16 protein-coding genes and 1 pseudogene are annotated in these 16,272 nt (G+C 69.4%); 7 read left to right on the top strand and 10 right to left on the bottom strand.

Going from position 1 to position 16,272, the window contains the following annotated elements:
- The first annotated feature begins 58 nt into the window (after positions 1 to 58).
- The gene (locus AB0D12_RS12895; RefSeq protein WP_362680486.1) at positions 59 to 1,093 is read left to right on the top strand and encodes an NADP-dependent oxidoreductase; all 1,035 of its coding nucleotides are present in this window, start codon (positions 59 to 61) and stop codon (positions 1,091 to 1,093) included.
- Between the two features lie 39 nt (positions 1,094 to 1,132).
- Here AB0D12_RS12895 and AB0D12_RS12890 read toward each other — a convergent pair whose 3' ends face one another.
- The gene (locus AB0D12_RS12890) at positions 1,133 to 2,230 is read right to left on the bottom strand and encodes a calcium-binding protein (protein ID WP_362680483.1); all 1,098 of its coding nucleotides are present in this window, start codon (positions 2,228 to 2,230) and stop codon (positions 1,133 to 1,135) included.
- A 270-nt stretch (positions 2,231 to 2,500) separates the two neighbouring features.
- Here AB0D12_RS12890 and AB0D12_RS12885 point away from each other — a divergent pair.
- A pseudogene (locus AB0D12_RS12885) lies at positions 2,501 to 2,767 on the top strand (alkaline phosphatase family protein); the annotation flags it as partial.
- 131 nt (positions 2,768 to 2,898) lie between these two features.
- Positions 2,899 to 3,012 carry a hypothetical protein gene (locus AB0D12_RS12880; protein ID WP_362680481.1) on the top strand — a complete coding sequence of 38 codons (114 nt, stop codon included), beginning with the start codon at positions 2,899 to 2,901 and terminating at the stop codon, positions 3,010 to 3,012.
- A 42-nt stretch (positions 3,013 to 3,054) separates the two neighbouring features.
- Here the strand turns inward: AB0D12_RS12880 and AB0D12_RS12875 are convergent, their stop codons facing one another.
- Positions 3,055 to 3,597 carry a GNAT family N-acetyltransferase gene (locus AB0D12_RS12875; protein WP_362680478.1) on the bottom strand — a complete coding sequence of 181 codons (543 nt, stop codon included), beginning with the start codon at positions 3,595 to 3,597 and terminating at the stop codon, positions 3,055 to 3,057.
- Between the two features lie 114 nt (positions 3,598 to 3,711).
- Here AB0D12_RS12875 and AB0D12_RS12870 point away from each other — a divergent pair, with 114 nt between their 5' ends.
- Positions 3,712 to 4,167: an SRPBCC family protein gene (locus AB0D12_RS12870; RefSeq protein ID WP_362680475.1), complete on the top strand. Its 456-nt coding sequence runs from the start codon at positions 3,712 to 3,714 to the stop codon at positions 4,165 to 4,167.
- The gene (locus AB0D12_RS12865; protein ID WP_362680472.1) at positions 4,164 to 4,562 is read left to right on the top strand and encodes a metalloregulator ArsR/SmtB family transcription factor; all 399 of its coding nucleotides are present in this window, start codon (positions 4,164 to 4,166) and stop codon (positions 4,560 to 4,562) included. Before AB0D12_RS12870 ends, AB0D12_RS12865 begins: the two co-directional genes overlap by 4 nt.
- A 104-nt stretch (positions 4,563 to 4,666) precedes the next feature.
- On the opposite strand, the gene AB0D12_RS12860 is transcribed toward AB0D12_RS12865, so the two are convergent.
- From AB0D12_RS12860 to AB0D12_RS12850, 3 genes are all read right to left on the bottom strand, one after another.
- On the bottom strand, positions 4,667 to 4,906 hold the full coding sequence (locus AB0D12_RS12860) for a hypothetical protein (protein ID WP_362680469.1): 240 nt from the start codon (positions 4,904 to 4,906) through the stop codon (positions 4,667 to 4,669).
- Positions 4,907 to 5,044: 138 nt separating this feature from the next.
- On the bottom strand, positions 5,045 to 6,676 hold the full coding sequence (gene pruA / locus AB0D12_RS12855; RefSeq protein ID WP_362680466.1) for an L-glutamate gamma-semialdehyde dehydrogenase: 1,632 nt from the start codon (positions 6,674 to 6,676) through the stop codon (positions 5,045 to 5,047).
- 40 nt (positions 6,677 to 6,716) lie between these two features.
- On the bottom strand, positions 6,717 to 7,643 hold the full coding sequence (locus AB0D12_RS12850) for a proline dehydrogenase family protein (RefSeq protein ID WP_362680463.1): 927 nt from the start codon (positions 7,641 to 7,643) through the stop codon (positions 6,717 to 6,719).
- Between the two features lie 189 nt (positions 7,644 to 7,832).
- On the opposite strand from AB0D12_RS12850, the gene AB0D12_RS12845 reads away from it, so the two are divergent.
- On the top strand, positions 7,833 to 9,170 hold the full coding sequence (locus AB0D12_RS12845; protein WP_362680460.1) for a helix-turn-helix domain-containing protein: 1,338 nt from the start codon (positions 7,833 to 7,835) through the stop codon (positions 9,168 to 9,170).
- 72 nt (positions 9,171 to 9,242) lie between these two features.
- Here AB0D12_RS12845 and AB0D12_RS12840 read toward each other — a convergent pair whose 3' ends face one another.
- Together AB0D12_RS12840 and AB0D12_RS12835 are read right to left on the bottom strand one after the other, a co-directional pair.
- Complete coding sequence (locus AB0D12_RS12840; RefSeq protein ID WP_362680457.1) at positions 9,243 to 9,434, bottom strand: hypothetical protein; 192 nt, start codon at positions 9,432 to 9,434, stop codon at positions 9,243 to 9,245.
- 4 nt (positions 9,435 to 9,438) lie between these two features.
- On the bottom strand, positions 9,439 to 11,070 hold the full coding sequence (locus AB0D12_RS12835; protein WP_362680454.1) for an MFS transporter: 1,632 nt from the start codon (positions 11,068 to 11,070) through the stop codon (positions 9,439 to 9,441).
- 541 nt (positions 11,071 to 11,611) lie between these two features.
- Here AB0D12_RS12835 and AB0D12_RS12830 point away from each other — a divergent pair.
- Positions 11,612 to 12,154: a hypothetical protein gene (locus tag AB0D12_RS12830; RefSeq protein ID WP_362680451.1), complete on the top strand. Its 543-nt coding sequence runs from the start codon at positions 11,612 to 11,614 to the stop codon at positions 12,152 to 12,154.
- Positions 12,155 to 12,500: 346 nt separating this feature from the next.
- Here AB0D12_RS12830 and AB0D12_RS12825 read toward each other — a convergent pair whose 3' ends face one another.
- The 3 genes from AB0D12_RS12825 to ilvC all read right to left on the bottom strand — a co-directional run bounded on the left by AB0D12_RS12825 (position 12,501) and on the right by ilvC (position 16,153).
- On the bottom strand, positions 12,501 to 13,076 hold the full coding sequence (locus tag AB0D12_RS12825; protein WP_362680449.1) for a TetR/AcrR family transcriptional regulator: 576 nt from the start codon (positions 13,074 to 13,076) through the stop codon (positions 12,501 to 12,503).
- 202 nt (positions 13,077 to 13,278) lie between these two features.
- Complete coding sequence (gene serA, locus AB0D12_RS12820; RefSeq protein ID WP_362680446.1) at positions 13,279 to 14,871, bottom strand: phosphoglycerate dehydrogenase; 1,593 nt, start codon at positions 14,869 to 14,871, stop codon at positions 13,279 to 13,281.
- A gap of 280 nt (positions 14,872 to 15,151) precedes the next feature.
- Positions 15,152 to 16,153, bottom strand: coding sequence for a ketol-acid reductoisomerase (gene ilvC / locus AB0D12_RS12815; protein WP_327326256.1), 1,002 nt, complete (start codon positions 16,151 to 16,153; stop codon positions 15,152 to 15,154).
- Between the last annotated feature and the right edge of the window lie 119 nt (positions 16,154 to 16,272).

Here is a 16,272-nt window from a genome sequence, read left to right as displayed (position 1 = left end):
CCGTTCCATCGACGCAACCCACTGCCCGGCCGTCTGATTCCTGCCTACGGTCACCGCCATGACCACGCAGAACTCTCAGGCCACGCAGAACTCTCAGACCACGCACACGTCTGTCACGGTGCAGCAGACCGCCCGCCCCACCGGCTTCCCCACCCGCGACCACTTCGCCTTCGTCGAGGCGCCGGTGCCCACGCCCGGTCCCGGTACGGCGCTGGTGGAGAACCTCTACTGGTCGGTGGACCCCTACCACCGCGAAATGATGGACGGCTACTTCGAGTTGAACGCCCCGCTGGAGGGCCGGACCCTCGGCCGCGTGGTCGCATCCCATGACCCCGGGCTCCAAGCGGGCGATCTGGTCTTCCACCGCCTCGGCTGGCGTACACATGCGGTGGTGACCCTGGGGACGAACGGCACCCGGAAGATCCAGCAGTACGCAGGGGTGCCGCTCTCCGCGTACTTGAGCATCCTCGGCGGGACCGGGCTCACTGCCTATGTCGCGCTCACCCGGACCCTCCGGCTGAAGCCCGGCGAGGATCTGTTCGTCTCGGCGGCCGCCGGTGGCGTCGGCACCGCCGTAGGACGCATCGCGCGACTGCTCGGCGCGGGCCGGATCGTCGGCAGCGCGGGTTCGGCCGCGAAGGTCGCGTATCTGACCGGGCATCTCGGCTTCGACGCGGCCTTCGACTACCACGACGGCACGGTGCGCGAGCTGCTGGCGAAGGCAGCACCCGGTGGCATCGACGTATACGTGGACAACGTCGGAGGCGACCATCTGGAGGACGCGATCGCGACGTTGCGCGACCACGGGCGGATCGCCTGGGTCGGGGCGGTCGGCCAGTACAACACCGCCGAACCGCCGGCCGCGCCGCGCAATCTCTACGACGTGGTCGGCAAATCGCTGCGTCTGGAGGGCGTGCTGGTGCGCAACTACACCGATGTGCAGGGCGAGTTCGAGGAGTTCCTCGTCCCGCATCTGCGGAGTGGGCGGATCTCGCCGGACGTCACGGTCCTCGACGGCTTCGGGCTCATCGTGGACGCCTTCCTCGGCATGCTGCGGGGCGAGAATCGCGGAAAGATGCTCGTCAGGGCGTAAGGCCGGTCCGGCGTGGAAGAGCCGCCCGCCGTTCGGCGGTCAGACCTCGCAGTTGATCTCGAGGTCGGCACCCGCTTCGCCGTCGCAGTCGTCCGTATGGGCATTGCCGTTGAGGAAATCTGTGCTGGGGCCGCCCCTGAGGACGTCGTCGCCGGTTCCGCCGTCGATCGCGTCGGCCCCGCCCGCGGCGCCGACGGTCTGGCCGTTCTGGCCGACGTTGTCACCGAACAGGACGTCGTCCCCACCGCGCCCGAAAATCAGGTCATGCCCGGCGGTGGCTCCCGTGGCATCCCCCAGGGCACTGTCGCCGACGATGATGAACTCGCCCGCGCTGCCACCCACGATCCGGTCGTTGCCGGAGCCGATCGCCGTGCCCCCGGAGGCGTTGTGGTCGCCGACCGCGACCGTTCCACCATCCGCGCCCAGGTCGATGACGTCGTCACCGCCGCTCCCGCTCGCGTTGCCAATGATGGCCGTGTTGTCGCCCGTCGCATCGCCGAGTTCCCCACGGCCTTCCAGCAGCACGTCGTCGCCGGCTCCCGAGGCCTCGTAGAAGCCGACCGCGTCTCCGTAGAGACCGTCGTTTCCGTCGCCGCCTTCGAGACGGTCCCTCGCGCCGCCGGAGGCGTAATCGCCTCTGTTGTCGCCGATCAAGGTGTCGTCCCCGAGCCCGCCGTACAGCGCGTCATTCGCCTCCCCGTCGGCCCTGCCCTGGATGGCATAGTGATCGCCCACCAGGCTGTCGTTGCCGACGCCGCCGATGAGACGGTCCGCTCCCGTGGCTCCGGTCGCGTCTCCTGTGCCGCTGTAACCGTCGCCGATCACCCCGTCGTCGCCGTCGCCGCCGTTGACCGAGTCGTTGCCCGGTCCGCCGATCAGACGGTCGTCGCCACCGAGACCGCAGATCAGATCGTTGCCGCCCAGACCGTCCACGACGTCATCGCCCGGAGTGCCGATGATCACGTCGGGGCCCGGCGTCCCGGTCGTGGTCGTGGCCGGGACGCCGAAACAGAGCGGCGCCCGCGCGCCGGCTTCGCCCGCTCCCAGGCCGACGAGGGCGGCTGCCGCGAGGACGTCGACGCAGCAGATCAGGAGGGCCCGGTGGCCAGGTCCCTGTCGAAGGTGCTTGTGCTGCATGGCTGCTCCCTGGGTCTGGTCGTGAGCACTGGCGCGTGATCACTTCCAGCCCCGGGCGCCCGAACAGCGCCGCCGCGCGGGATTTCATCCGTTCAGTCACGGCTTCCGTATCAGTCATGGCGGCTCGGTCACCCGGCGTACGCCTCCATCCTTCGCAGTTCAACAGCAATTCCCGGATCTCTCCCGGTACGGCTGTGGACCGTTGCGACGGCCGACCGCACGCTTGCGCCCGATGTGCTGCAGGGGCACACAGAGAACAGGGGCGGACGCATGACACCGATCAGTCGTAGGGGTTTCGTGGCTCTCGGCGCGGGCGTGGTGGCGGCGGCCGCCATACCGCCGGCCGCCGGGTCCGCCGTGGCAGCCACGGGCGCGGCCACCGCCGAGGCAGCGACCGGAACCATCAGCGATGTGAAGCACGTGGTCGTCCTGATGCAGGAGAACCGCAGCTTCGACCACTACTTCGGCAGGCTCAAGGGCGTACGCGGCTTCGCCGACCGGAGCGGCATCACCCTCGCCGGCGGACACAGCGTCTTCAGTCTGGTTCAGGCTGACCAACTCGTTCGCCTCAGCGGTGAAGTTCACCATCAAGGCCGACAACTACCGTACGGACGGCCCCTGGATGTACACCGTCCCGGGGCTGCTCCACCGAGGACTGCTTCAACGCGGTGGCGTACCAGAACGGCTGGTACGACTTCACCGTCACGGCGGACGTGGACGCGACCTGGTCGCGGCGGTACACCGGCCACATCGAGACCGGCTCCCCCGGCATCAGCGGCTGAGCCTCCCCCGGAGGCCAGATCCTGGAGGCCCCTGGGGCTGCCCTAGAGGACGTCGCCGTCGCGCCAGTCGAAGATGAGCGTGCGGCCGGGGGCAGGGAGGGGGCGGCTCGCCGCCGGGCGGACGTAGGTACTGTCCTCCTCGTCCGGCAGCGGAATGATTCGGCCCAGCCCCTGCGCGGCGATCGGCCCCTCCCAGAGCCGCCAGCCGCGTGCCCGGTACAGCTCGGCGCCGTCGTCGGAGGCGGAGAGGGCCCCGAACTCGTACGCCCCGTCGATCACCCGCTCCAGCGTCTCCATCACCAGGCCGCCGAGTCCGCGCCGCCGCCGGTCGGCGCGGACCGCCACCGCCTCGACGTATCCGATACGCAGTGAGCGCCGGGCGTGGATCACCCGGCGCTGGATCACGCTGCCGTGCGCGACGAGCTCCCCGTCCTCGTGCACCAGCGCATGGATGCCGCCGAGGCTGTGATCCCAGTCGTCGTCGCTGAAGCCGCCGTGGAAGGCATCCGTCAACAGGGTGCGGATTTCGAGGAGTTGGGCGGGGCCGAGTTCGAAGGTGTGGGCGGTGCGCAGTGACTCACTCATGCTCCGCATCCTCCCAGGCCGCCGCAGCCACTCGCGCAACCGATGGGTTGCACGATTCGGCTATGACGTGCAACCATTGGGTAGCACGTCATAGCCGAACAGGAGGCAGGGATCATGAGTAAGGACCGCATCGAACGAGAGATCACCATCGCCGCACCGGTGGAGCGCGTATGGGCCGTGCTCACCGAGCCGGAGCACGTCGGCTCCTGGTTCGGACAGGGCAAGCCGACGCCGGTCGACCTGCGCCCGGGCGGGACCATGTACCTGGATCACGGCCAGTACGGCCAGTTCCCCACCACGATCGTGAAGGTCGACCCGCCGCACCACTTCTCGTACCGCTGGGCGAGCGCCTTCCCCGGGGAGCAGGCGGTCGAGGGCAATTCCACCCTGGTGGAGTTCACCCTCACCCCGGACGGCGCCGGCACGCACCTGCGCGTGGTGGAGACCGGCTTCGACGCGCTCGCCATCCCCGAGGACAGGATCGACACCGCTGGGTACGACAGCCACTCGGCGGGCTGGACCGAGGTGGTCGTCAACATGCAGAAGTACGCGGAGCAGCTCGCGGAATGACGGCGGACGCAGACCAGGAGGCCGTGGCGGAGGTCCTGTCCGCACTGGCGGACCCGACCCGGCGCCGGATACTCGACGCCCTCGCCGCGCACGGGGAGGCGACCGCCACGGTCCTGGCGACGGAGCTGCCGGTCAGCCGGCAGGCGATCGTGAAGCACCTCGCGGTCCTCGACCGGGCCGGGCTCGTCGCCGGCCGCCGGGAGGGACGGGAGACGCGGTACACGGTCCTACCGGCGCGGCTGGGCATCACAGCCCGATGGATGGACCGGGTCGCCGACGAGTGGGACACCCGCCTCTCGGCCATCAAGCGCCTGGCCGAGGTCGCCCCGGCCGCAGAAAACGCCGACCCGGACACAGAACCGGAGGTGGAAGCAGGCTCCGCGGCCGACGCCTAGTCGCCGGGAAGGCGACGCCTGGTCGGGAAGGCGACGCCTGGTCGGGGAGGCCGATACCCGGCATCCGGGGGCCCTTCGGTCGCCCCCGACGCGGGGCCGCCGCCCTACGCCGACACCTTCCGGGTCAGGTCCTGCGCAAGCCGCTCGACCCACTCACTGAACTCCTGGCGGTGATGCACGAGTCCCCCGCACAAGACGCTGACCTGCGCATCGGTGAGCCGGTTGGGCCCGTCCATCGTCAGTAGCGCGCTCAACTCCCGCATCACGGAAGCCACCCGCACGGCGTCGGTGTGCTCAATCCAGTCGATCCCGTGCCCGGGGCCGAGAGTCGTGGAACCAGGCATCACACTCTCCTTCCAGCACCCCCTCACTGCAGCCTAAACCCGTCGAACGTGGACCGCCCCCGGCCGGCGTGGGGGCCGGGCGGGGGCGGGGTCACGAGGGGGCTTCGGCCCGGTGGGGCGTCGCCGGGTGGGCGGAGGTCAGCCCATGTGCGGGTACGGGTAGTCCGTCGGCGGGACCAGTGTCTCCTTGATCGCGCGGGTCAGCGTCCAGCGCATCAGGTTCTGCGGGGCGCCCGCCTTGTCGTTGGTGCCGGACGCGCGGCCGCCGCCGAAGGGCTGCTGGCCGACGACGGCGCCGGTCGACTTGTCGTTGATGTAGAAGTTGCCCGCGGCGTACCGCAGCTTCTCCATCGTGTGCGCTGCCGCCGCACGGTCGTTGGCGATGACCGCGCCGGTCAGGGCGTAGGCCGACACCGACTCCATCTGCTCGAGCATGGCGTCGTACTGGTCGTCCTCGTAGACGTGGACCGCCAGGAACGGGCCGAAGTACTCGGTCGTGAATACCTCGTTGCTCGGGTCCGCGCATTCGACGACGGTCGGGCGGACGAAGTAGCCGACCGAGTTGTCGTACGTGCCACCGGCGACGATCGTGCAGGTCGGGTCGGCGGCAGCGCGGTCGATCGCGGCCTTGTTCTTCGCGAAGGCACGCTCGTCGATCACGGCACCGATGAAGTTCGTCAGATCCGTGACGTCACCCATCTTGATGCTGTCGACCTCGGCCGCGAACTCCTCCTTGAAGCCGGAGTTCCAGATCGACGCGGGGATGTACGCACGCGAGGACGCCGAGCACTTCTGGCCCTGGAACTCGAAGGAGCCGCGGGTCAGAGCGGTCTTCAGCACCGCGCGGTCGGCGCTCGGGTGCGCGACGACGAAGTCCTTGCCGCCCGTCTCGCCGACGATGCGCGGGTAGGAGCGGTACTTCTCGATGTTGTTGCCGACCGTCTTCCACAGGTGCTGGAAGGTCTTGGTCGAGCCGGTGAAGTGGATACCGGCCAGCTCGGGGTGGTTCAGCGCCACCTCGGAGACGGCGATACCGTCGCCCGTCACCAGGTTGATGACGCCCTTCGGCAGACCGGCCTCCTCCAGGAGCTGCATCAGCAGCACGGCGGCGTGGGTCTGGGTCGGGGACGGCTTCCATACGACGACGTTGCCCATGAGGGCGGGGGCGGTCGGCAGGTTGCCCGCGATCGCGGTGAAGTTGAAGGGCGTGATCGCGTAGACGAAGCCCTCGAGCGGACGGTGGTCCAGACGGTTCCACACACCCGGCGAGTTGGCCGGCGGCTGCTCGGCGAGCAGGTCACGGGCGTACTTGACGTTGAAGCGCCAGAAGTCGACGAGCTCGCAGGGGGTGTCGATCTCGGCCTGCTGGGCGGTCTTCGACTGGCCCAGCATGGTGGAGGCGGCGAGCGTCTCGCGCCACGGACCGGCCAGCAGCTCGGCCGCGCGCAGGATGATCGCGGCGCGGTCGTCGAAGGACATCGCACGCCACGCGGGCGCGGCGGCGAGCGCGGCGTCGACCGCGTCCTGCGCGTCCTGCTGCGTGGCAGCAGCGAACGTACCGATGACGGCCTTGTGGTTGTGCGGCTGTACGACGTCGACGCGCTCTCCGCCGCCCATCCGCCGGACGCCGCCGATCGTCATCGGCAGCTCGATCGGGTTCTCGGACAGCTCCTTGAGCTTCGCCTCGAGGCGGGCGCACTCGGGGCTGCCGGGCGCGTAGGAGTGAACCGGCTCGTTGACCGGCGCGGGGACCTGGGTGACAGCGTCCATGGGTGCCGAATCTCCTTAATCAGTAGGTCAGTTGGGGGGTTCAGCCGCGGCTGACCAGCGAACGCAGGAAGAACGCCAGGTTGGCGGGGCGCTCCGCGAGGCGGCGCATGAAGTATCCGTACCAGTCGGTGCCGTACGCGATGTAGACACGCATCCGGTGGCCCTCGGCGGCGAGCCGCTGCTGCTCGGCATCGCGGATGCCGTACAGCATCTGGAACTCGTACTCGTCGAGCTTGCGGCCCGCCCGGCGTGCGAGCTCCTGGCTGATGGAGATGATGCGCGGGTCGTGCGACCCGACCATCGGGTAGCCCTCACCCTCCATCAGGATCTTCAGGCAGCGGATGTAGGCCTTGTCGACCTCGGCCTTGTCCTGGTACGCGACGGTCGCGGGCTCCTTGTAGGCGCCCTTGACCAGACGTACGCGTGAACCTGCCGCGGCCAGCGCGCGGCAGTCGTCCTCGGTGCGGAAGAGGTACGACTGGACGACGGCGCCGGTCTGCGGGAAGCGCTCACGCAGTTCGGAGTGGATCGCGAGCGTCGAGTCGATGGTGGTGTGGTCCTCCATGTCGAGGGTGACCGTGGTGCCGATCCCGGCGGCGGCCTCGACGACCGTGGTGATGTTCTTCAGCGCGAGGTCGTGCCCGCCGGGCAGGGCCTGGCCGAAGGAGGAGAGCTTCACCGACATCTCGGCGCGGACCCCGAGATCCAGCGGCTCAAGGGCCTCGATGAGCTCCAGGTAGGCGTCGCGGGCGCGCAGCGCCTCCGCCGGCTCTGTGATGTCCTCACCGAGGACGTCGAGCGTGACTTCGAGACCACCGTCGGCCGTGTCCCGGACGACGGGGATCGTCTCCTGGACCGTCTCGCCGGCGATGAACCGGTTCACCACGGGCTTGGTGACCGGGGCGGCCGAGACGATACGGCGCATCTTGTCGCTGCGCGACGCGGCGAGGATCACGGGACCCAGCACGGGGACCTCCACGGAGAGAACGGACAGAGCCGAAGCGAGGTAAAGCGGAACAGAAGACAACGCATCCGGAACAGCACGAAGAACCACCGTGAAACCTAAGGATCGCTCCGATCCTCTGCCATCGACAGCTGTCACGCATCCGTGGTCCGGATCTCAGACAGATGTCTGAAGGGGTGCGAGAATGTCGGAGTGAAGGGCGACTACCAAGAGCTGGTCGACGAGATCTCGGCGCTGCTGGCCGAGCCGGCGACACTGGAGAACCGGGACTTCGGCCTGATCGCTTTCGGAGCGCACGACAGCGACGACGACACCGCGATGGACCCCGTCAGGACGCGCTCGATCCTGACCCGGAAGTCCACACCGGCGGTCCGCGCCTGGTTCGAGGGCTTCGGCATCGCACGTGCGACGGGCCCGGTCCGGATCCCGGCAGCCCCGGAGGCGGGGGTCTTCCGCGACCGGATCTGCCTTCCGGTACGCCACGGGGGCATCGTCCTCGGATACGTATGGCTGCTCGACGCGGCCCCTGGGCCCACGCAGGCCCAGCTCGCCGCGGCGATGGAGGTCACGGCCAGGATCGGCACGCTGCTCGCCGACGAGGAACGGGCGGGCACGGATCTGTCCCGTGAGTTCCGCGCCGTCCTGACGGCGGAGAGCGGCTGGCAGTACGACATGGCGGTGGCGGCGCTCCGCACGGCGTTGGGCGGCACGAGCGCGGACCGCCTGCACGCGGTGGTGTGCGTGACGCCATGGACCGCGGCCGATGCCCCGTCGTCGCGCTCGCTGCCGGGTGTGGCGGCGCTGTGCACGGTGCCGTGGGACACGGGACTCGGCGACGGCGGCAGGTCCGGGCAGCTCGAGACCGGGGAACTCGATACGGCCCCGGACGGGGCCGGAGATCCGGGCAGCAGCGCGAGCACCGGCACCTCGGCCCGGCGCGCCGCGACCCGCATGTCTCGCGGCAGAGCCGATGCCTCTCCGTCCGGCGCCCCGCACCCGCACGACGACTCCGCCCCCGACGGCCATGCGCTCGCCGTCCTCGTACGGCTCCGCTCCGCCGACACCCTCTCGCCCGCCCTCACCGCGGCCGACCGGCTCCGCGCCGCCGCGGGCGGGGACGCGGCGACCGCCGGGATCGCCACGCCGCGGCGCGGCCTCGCCGGGCTCAACACCGCCTGGCTGGAGGCGGCTTCCGCGGCCCGCGCGGCCCGGGCCGAGCCCCGGCTCGGCCCGGTCGCCGAGTGGGCGGCCATCGGCCCGTACCGCATGCTGACCGCGCTCCCCGCGGACGCCGCGCACGACCCCGCCGTACGCGAGCTGCTCGACCGCTCCCACACCGAACTGGCCCGCACCGCCGAGGTGTTCCTCGACTGCGCGGGCCAGGCGGGACGCACCGCGGCGGCGCTCGGCATCCACCGCCAGACGCTCTACTACCGGCTTTCGCGCGTCGAGCAGCTCACCGGCCTGGACCTGGGCGACGGCGAGGACCGGCTGCTGCTGCACATGGCCCTGAAGGCGGCACGGCTCTAGGGCGCTCTAGGATCCGCGGCTTCGTGAGCACTTCCGCGTGATCATGAGCACCGTTCGAGCATTTCCGCGTGATCATGGGCAGTGCCCGAGCCTGCCGAGGTCCGGCGTCGGCACGACCAGGGGAACGGTCTCGACGTCGCCGACCGGCGGGGCCGCCCCCACGGCGCCGTCGGCCCAAGTCCACAGGGCGAATATGTGCCGGGCGGGCAGGTAAGTGGCCTGACTGTCCGACCGCGCCTCGGGGAGTTTCTGCCTGGTTCCCATGGCGTCAGCGGGTGCCCACGTCGTCGCCCTCGCGGGCGGGCCGGGCATCGGCCCCGGCCCGGGGGGCCGCCTCGTCCGTGGTCGGGCCGTCCTCCTGCGCGGGCTCCGGCTCACCCCCGGCAGCCGCGGGCTTGCGGACCGCGCGCAGGGCCAGCAGTAGTACGGCCGCGCCGAAGAGCGCGATGAGCATGATCCAGATTGCACCGACGTGCATGGCGTGGACGAACGCGTCATCGGCGGCGTACCCGAGCGCGGGCAGGTGGGACGTGGTGGCGACGTGCCGGGCCTGTTCGGCGGAGACCCGCGCCTGGTCCCGCACCGGTCCGGGGACACCGTGCAGCGAGGGTTCGATCGCGCGCCGGTACACGATCGACATGATCGTGCCGCCGACGGCGATCCCGATCACGCTGCCGGTCTGGCGCACCGTGTTGGTGACGGCCGATCCGGCGCCGGCGCGTTCCAACGGCAGGGTGCTGATCAGCGCCGCGGTCACCGGGCCGATCACCATGCCGATGGACAGGCCCTGGACCAGCAGCAGGACCTCGATCCAGACGAGGGGAGTGCTCAGCCCGAAGAGCCCGTAAGCGCCCATGGTCAGCGCCGCGACGGTGAGGGCCGGCACGGCGACGAGCCGCAGCGACCAGCGATGCACCAGGCGCGCGCCCACGGGTGCCCCCAGGATCGCGCCGAGCGCGGTCGGGAGGCCGGCCAGGCCCGCCTCGACCGGCGAGTAGCCGCGGGCGCCCTGCAGGTAGAACGCGTTGTAGAAGGTGACGGCGGATATGGCGAACAGAAGCAGTCCGAGGGCTACGTTGCCGCCACCGAACGCGCGCTGGGCGAGAAGCCGGGGGTCGAAGCTCGGCATCTTGCTGCGCAGTTCGACGCGGACGAACACGGCCAGCAGGATCAGTCCGACGACGATCGGCGCCCAGACGTCCGTACGGCCCCAGGCCGCTACCTGCCCCGTGCGGATCAGTCCGTAGGCGAGCGCCGCGAGGCCGCTGATCGACAGCAGCATTCCGGCCGGGTCCAGCGGTCGCACGACGGGGCTGCGGAAGTTCGGGACCAGCAGGGCGATGCCGATCAGCGCGAGGACCACGACCGGGACGTTGACCAGGAAGACCGAGCCCCACCAGAAGTGGTCGAGCAGCACGCCGGCGAGCACCGGGCCCACGGCCATGCCGACGCCGGCGGAGGTCGAGGAGATGGCGATCGCGGTCGACCGCGCCGGGCCGGTGAATGTCCACATGAGGATGGCCAGGTTGCCGGGCATGATCAGCGCGCTGCCGACGCCCATCGCGGCCCGGGCGGCGATCAGCTGCCCCGCGTCGCCCGCGAACGCCGCCCACACCGAGGACGCGGCGAAGACCACCAGGCCTGTTGCGAGCACGGTCCGGTGACCGAAGCGGTCGCCCAGCGCGCCCGCGGTGAACATCAAGGTGGCGAAGGCCAGCGTGTACGAGCCGGTGGCCCACTGCAGCTCGGCCGGGCTGGCGTTCAGCCCACGGACCGGGTCCGCGAGGGTCTCCAGGGTGGTACTCAGGACGGTGTTGTCCAGCCAGATCAGCAGTGAACACACCATGAGAACGGCAAGAATCAACTGCTGCCTGGACTTCGGCAACGTGGATGTAGTCATGAATACCTTCGGACGCGGTCTGGAAAACCTGACGAGCGGACCGTAAGCAACCATCAGACGGGTGTCAATTCCCTGGCGACCGATAACAGTCGGCGATTTTCCGGCGTACCCGAGGGCATGCCGCCCAGTGTTCTGTCAATTCTTGAAGATGTGACCGGGCCGGCGATTCAGTACGCTCCCGGGGGCATGCCGCCAAGTGCTCTGTCAATTTCTGAACCTGATGTTTGACCTCGCGGGAATTCCGTGCCCCACCTCGCGTTCTGCCTCTGTCCCGCCCCGTGCTCCGTTCCGGGCACGGAGGCGGGACACGGGTGCGGGCGCCCCCGCCGGTGCGTCTGCTCCCGGAGCCCGTCCTGGTGGGTGTCCTGGGGCCATCCGGAGCGGCAGAGTACCCAGACGGCTACCCCGTGCGGGCGACCCTTTCGGCCTGCCGATTCAGCGGGCCGAACGTCCTTCCCCGCATATCTTCCGAATGGGAGGATCGGAATTCACCCGGGCCAGCGGAACGGAAGTCGGCGGGGTTTCCATGGAGAGGCAGGGGATGACCCTACAGGGCCAATGGTGGAGCGAAAGCGACAGTTATGTCTCGGGCATTCTCTCGGTGTGCTCATTGGATTCGGACCGTCCGGTTCTTCGCTGGCGCGGTCAGGTGATATCAGGTGCCGAACCGAACCGTTCCGTGCTCGAGATATTCCATACGCTGCGTGACAACGGCGTACGGAAAGGGGATGTCGTAGCCGTTCTGGTCGCCCCCAACAGCAATGTGCCGTCCTTCGAATGCGCCGCCCGGTTCGGCTTGCGTCAGTTGCCCGGCACCCTGGACCTCGTGGGCTTGGACGGCCGACGCGCCTCTGCGGCCTTCAGCGTGGACAAGCCCTGGCGCGGGAATCTGCTGTTCCTGCGCCGTGATGTCGTCGAGAGCTTCGCCGCTGGCCGCCGGATCATGCAGGTGGCGTGGGGCGAGCGCGAGGTGGCCGTCGACTGGCACGCGCCCCCTTCTTGGATGCGGGAGGCCCAGCGTGCCTACACGAACGTGTGGCGCCATGTCCGGCTGCTCAAGCCGGTCAGCCCACCATCGTCCTGACCGTCCGCCACGGCAACGAGTCCCAGAGATAGGGGCACCCACGCAGGAAAGCCCGCCGCTGCCGAAGTCCGCGCCTGGGGTCCGCCGCAGTGGCCGTACCGTCCCTGACCGAGGATGCCTCCGCACCGACACGTGTACGCGCGGCGGCCCGTCCTGTCCGGTTCCACGGGGACGTAGAGAGAGACATACGGAAGTCCGTTTCCCTCCACCCGGAGGATTTGATCGACCTGCTCCTGCGTGATCATCGCCGCTCCGTGAGCCTCGCTCCGCCCCGTTCCAGGTAACGCGGGGGGCGCGGAAGCGGCAACCACAGCGAGACTCCGACAGGCGGACCCCGCAGCGGGTCTCAGCCCTTCTTCTCCAGGATCGCCCGCAACCCGTCCGTCAGGTCCTTCGCCGACGGCGCCGTCTCCGGGTCGACCATCCACTGGATCATCACGCCCGCCACCAGCGCCTGGTAGAAGAGCCCCGCCACCCGGGCCTTCTCCGGGTCCGCCTCCTGGTCCATGCCGATGAAGGCCTCGGCCATCCCCATTCGGCCCTCCAACTGCGGTTCCCTGATGGCCTCGCGCAGCTTCTCGTCGTCGTCGAGCCGCGATACGACCTCCAGTTGGAGCTTCCAGACCTGGCGGCTGGCATCGAACGCGGCGATGACCTGCTCCCAGGTCTTCTCGAAGCGCTCGAGGGGATCCGCCGCCGTATCGGGCGCCTCCCTGTTGGCCGGGCCGACCGCGTCGCCCCACTCCTCGGTCACCGCCAGGAAGGCCTGGTTGAGCAGCGCCTCCTTGGAGCCGTAGTGGTAGCCGATGGAGGCCAGGTTGGTGCCGGAGGCCGCGACGATGTCGCGCGCGGTCGTCCGGGCGTAGCCCTTCTCCAGCAGGCAGCGCTTGGCGCCTTCGAGCAGATCCTCACGATGTCCCATGTCAGCAGCGTATCGCGCGTCCATACAACTGTCCTATACCTGCGTTCTACACAGATGTACTAGACGGTTGGCACTTGAACTGGTCACGGCGAGCTGAACGTACACACAAAGGGCCCGGCCCACCGCGATCACGCGGTGGGCCGGGCCCTTTGACGTACTCCGCCCGAGGTACTCAGTCGGTCTCAGTCGGTCTCAGTCGGCCTCAGTCGGTGAGATTCACCGTACGGGCCGACGCCGCGCCGATCGCGTCCGCGATCTCCGTCAGCACCGGCGGCGGCACCGTGTCGTCCACGGTCAGCACGACGAGCGCCTCGCCGCCCTCCTCCGCGCGCGAGACCTGCATGCCCGCGATGTTCAGTCCGGCCTCGCCGAGGATCCGGCCGACCGTGCCGACGACACCGGGACGGTCGTCGTACCGCAGGACGACCATGTGGTCGGCGAGCGCCAGGTCGATGTCGTGGTCACCGATCGCGACGATCTTCTGGAGGTGCTTGGGGCCGGCCAGCGTGCCGGAGACCGCGACCTCCTCGCCGCCCGAGAGCGTGCCGCGGACAGTGACGACATTGCGGTGGTCCGGCGACTCCGAGCTCGTCGTCAGCCGAACCTCGACACCGCGCTCCTGCGCGAACAGCGGGGCGTTGACATACGACACGGTCTCGTCGACGACATCCTCGAACACGCCCTTGAGCGCGGACAGTTCGAGCACCTTCACATCGTGCTGGGTGATCTCGCCGTACACCTCGACGTCGAGGCGGACCGCGACCTCGCCCGCCAGCGCGGTGAAGATCCGGCCGAGCTTCTCGGCGAGCGGCAGACCCGGACGTACGTCCTCGGCGATGACTCCGCCCTGGACGTTGACCGCGTCGGGCACCAGCTCACCGGCGAGCGCGAGACGCACGGAACGCGCGACCGAGATGCCCGCCTTCTCCTGCGCCTCGTCCGTCGACGCGCCGAGGTGCGGGGTGCAGACGACCTGGTCGAACTCGAACAGCGGGGAGTCCGTGCAGGGCTCCTTCGTGTACACGTCCAGGCCCGCGCCGGCGACCCGGCCCTCCTTGAGCGCGGAGGCCAGCGCCTCCTCGTCGACGATCCCGCCGCGTGCGGCGTTGACGATACGGACGTGCGGCTGGACCTTGTGCAGCGCCTCGTCGCCGATCAGCCCCAGCGTCTCCGGGGTTTTCGGCAGATGCACGGTGATGAAGTCCGAGACCTCGAGCAGCTCGTCGAGCGAGAGAAGCTTGACGCCCATCTGCGCGGCGCGCGCCGGCTGCACATAGGGGTCGTAGGCGACGATCTTCATACCGAAGGCCGACATCCGCTGCGCGACGAGGACGCCGATACGGCCGAGACCGACGACGCCGAGGATCTTCTCGCTCAGCTCCACGCCGGTGTACTTGGAGCGCTTCCACTCGCCGTTCTTCAGGGCGGTGTTGGCCTGCGGGATATTGCGCGCGGTGGCGACCAGCAGACCGCAGGCGAGCTCGGCGGCGGTGACGATGTTGGACGTCGGGGCGTTGACGACCATCACGCCGGCCTTGGTGGCGGCGGAGACATCGACATTGTCGAGGCCGACACCGGCGCGGGCGACGACCCGCAGCTTCTTCGCGAGGGCGATGGCTTCCGCGTCGACCTTGGTGGCGCTGCGGACCAGGATCGCGTCGACATCGGCGATGGCCGGAAGCAGTTCGGCACGGTCGGCGCCGTTGCAGTGCCGGATTTCGAAGTCCGGGCCCAGCGCGTCGACGGTGGCGGGCGACAGCTCTTCAGCGATGAGTACGACAGGTTTCGAGCTCACGTGAGTCCTCACTAGTCCATTGCGGACGGCCGTCCCGACGGCCGCAGGCGGTGGAGGGGGCTAGCCGCGTGGAAGACGCACGACACTGTGGGCCTGACGCGTATGTGTTGAGAAGTGTAGTGGTGCCACAAGGCGAGTCTTGCGCCTTGACGGCAGGATCACCCGTCCGTGGCTGGACAGAGTGGAGAAGCGCTGGAGCTCGGCCGGACAGAGTGGCAGGGGCCCCGGACGGAGTGGTCGGGGGCCGGGACTCGCTCGTCCCGGCCCCCGACCCCAAGGCTTATGCCTCCTCGTTGTCCACCCAGCTCATGAGCTTGCGCAGCTCCTTGCCGGTGGTCTCGAGCAGGTGGTTCTCGTCCTGCGTCTTGTACTCGTTGTACTTCTTCAGACCGCCGTGGTACTCGTCCATCCAGTTCTTGGCGAACGTGCCGTCCTGGATCTCGGCGAGGACCTTCTTCATCTCGGCCTTCGTCTGGTCGGTGATGATGCGGGGGCCGGTGACGTAGTCGCCCCATTCGGCGGTCTCGGAGACCGACCAGCGCATCTTCTCCAGGCCGCCCTCGTACATGAGGTCCACGATCAGCTTCAGCTCGTGGAGGCACTCGAAGTAGGCGATCTCCGGCTGGTAGCCGGCCTCGACCAGCGTCTCGAAGCCCGCCTTGACCAGCGCGGACGTGCCACCACAGAGAACGGCCTGCTCGCCGAAGAGGTCGGTCTCGGTCTCCTCCGTGAAGGTCGTCTTGATGACGCCGGCGCGGGTGCCGCCGATGGCCTTGGCGTACGAGAGCGCCAGCGCGAAGGCACTGCCGGTCGCGTCCTGCTCGACGGCGGCGATCGCCGGGACGCCACGGCCCTCCTCGTACTGGCGACGGACCAGGTGGCCGGGGCCCTTCGGGGCGACCAGGGCCACGTCGACACCGGCCGGCGCCTTGATGAAGCCGAAGCGGACGTTGAAGCCATGGGCGAAGAACAGCGCGTCGCCGTCCTTCAGGTTGCCCTTGATGGACTCCTCGTAGACCTGGGCCTGGATCGGGTCCGGGATGAGGATCATGATGACGTCGGCCTCGGCCGCGGCCTCGGCGGGGGTCACCACGCGCAGGCCCTGCTCCTCGGCCTTGGTCTTGGACTTGGAGCCCTCGTGCAGACCGACCCGGACGTCGACACCCGAGTCACGGAGCGACAGCGCGTGGGCGTGACCCTGGCTGCCGTAGCCGATGACCGCGACCTTGCGGTTCTGGATGATGGACAGGTCGGCGTCGTCGTCGTAGAACAGCTCGGCCACTGGGATATCTCCTTGGTGTGCACGTCTTGGAATGACGCTGTTTGCGTCCCACCGTACGGCGGGATGGGGTGCGGAAGTCTTCAAGTCTCGCCATGCGAGCACGGCCCTGGCAGGATCCG

Origin of the sequence: Streptomyces sp. NPDC048479, assembly GCF_040651435.1 — a bacterium.
GTDB lineage: Bacteria > Actinomycetota > Actinomycetes > Streptomycetales > Streptomycetaceae > Streptomyces.
This window is presented reverse-complemented; position numbering and strand designations above follow the sequence as displayed.

What these genes read in the sequence shown, in the direction of transcription:
- AB0D12_RS12895 (WP_362680486.1), top strand. Translation starts at nt 59, where the DNA reads ATGACCACGCAGAACTCTCAGGCCACGCAGAACTCTCAGACCACGCAC.
- AB0D12_RS12860 (WP_362680469.1), bottom strand. Translation starts at nt 4,906, where the DNA reads ATGCCTGGTTCCACGACTCTCGGCCCCGGGCACGGGATCGACTGGATT.
- AB0D12_RS12840 (WP_362680457.1), bottom strand. Translation starts at nt 9,434, where the DNA reads ATGGGAACCAGGCAGAAACTCCCCGAGGCGCGGTCGGACAGTCAGGCC.
- AB0D12_RS12825 (WP_362680449.1), bottom strand. Translation starts at nt 13,076, where the DNA reads ATGGGACATCGTGAGGATCTGCTCGAAGGCGCCAAGCGCTGCCTGCTG.
- AB0D12_RS12890 (WP_362680483.1), bottom strand. Translation starts at nt 2,230, where the DNA reads ATGCAGCACAAGCACCTTCGACAGGGACCTGGCCACCGGGCCCTCCTG.
- AB0D12_RS12830 (WP_362680451.1), top strand. Translation starts at nt 11,612, where the DNA reads ATGACCCTACAGGGCCAATGGTGGAGCGAAAGCGACAGTTATGTCTCG.
- AB0D12_RS12865 (WP_362680472.1), top strand. Translation starts at nt 4,164, where the DNA reads ATGACGGCGGACGCAGACCAGGAGGCCGTGGCGGAGGTCCTGTCCGCA.
- AB0D12_RS12875 (WP_362680478.1), bottom strand. Translation starts at nt 3,597, where the DNA reads ATGAGTGAGTCACTGCGCACCGCCCACACCTTCGAACTCGGCCCCGCC.
- AB0D12_RS12835 (WP_362680454.1), bottom strand. Translation starts at nt 11,070, where the DNA reads ATGACTACATCCACGTTGCCGAAGTCCAGGCAGCAGTTGATTCTTGCC.
- AB0D12_RS12870 (WP_362680475.1), top strand. Translation starts at nt 3,712, where the DNA reads ATGAGTAAGGACCGCATCGAACGAGAGATCACCATCGCCGCACCGGTG.
- pruA (WP_362680466.1), bottom strand. Translation starts at nt 6,676, where the DNA reads ATGGACGCTGTCACCCAGGTCCCCGCGCCGGTCAACGAGCCGGTTCAC.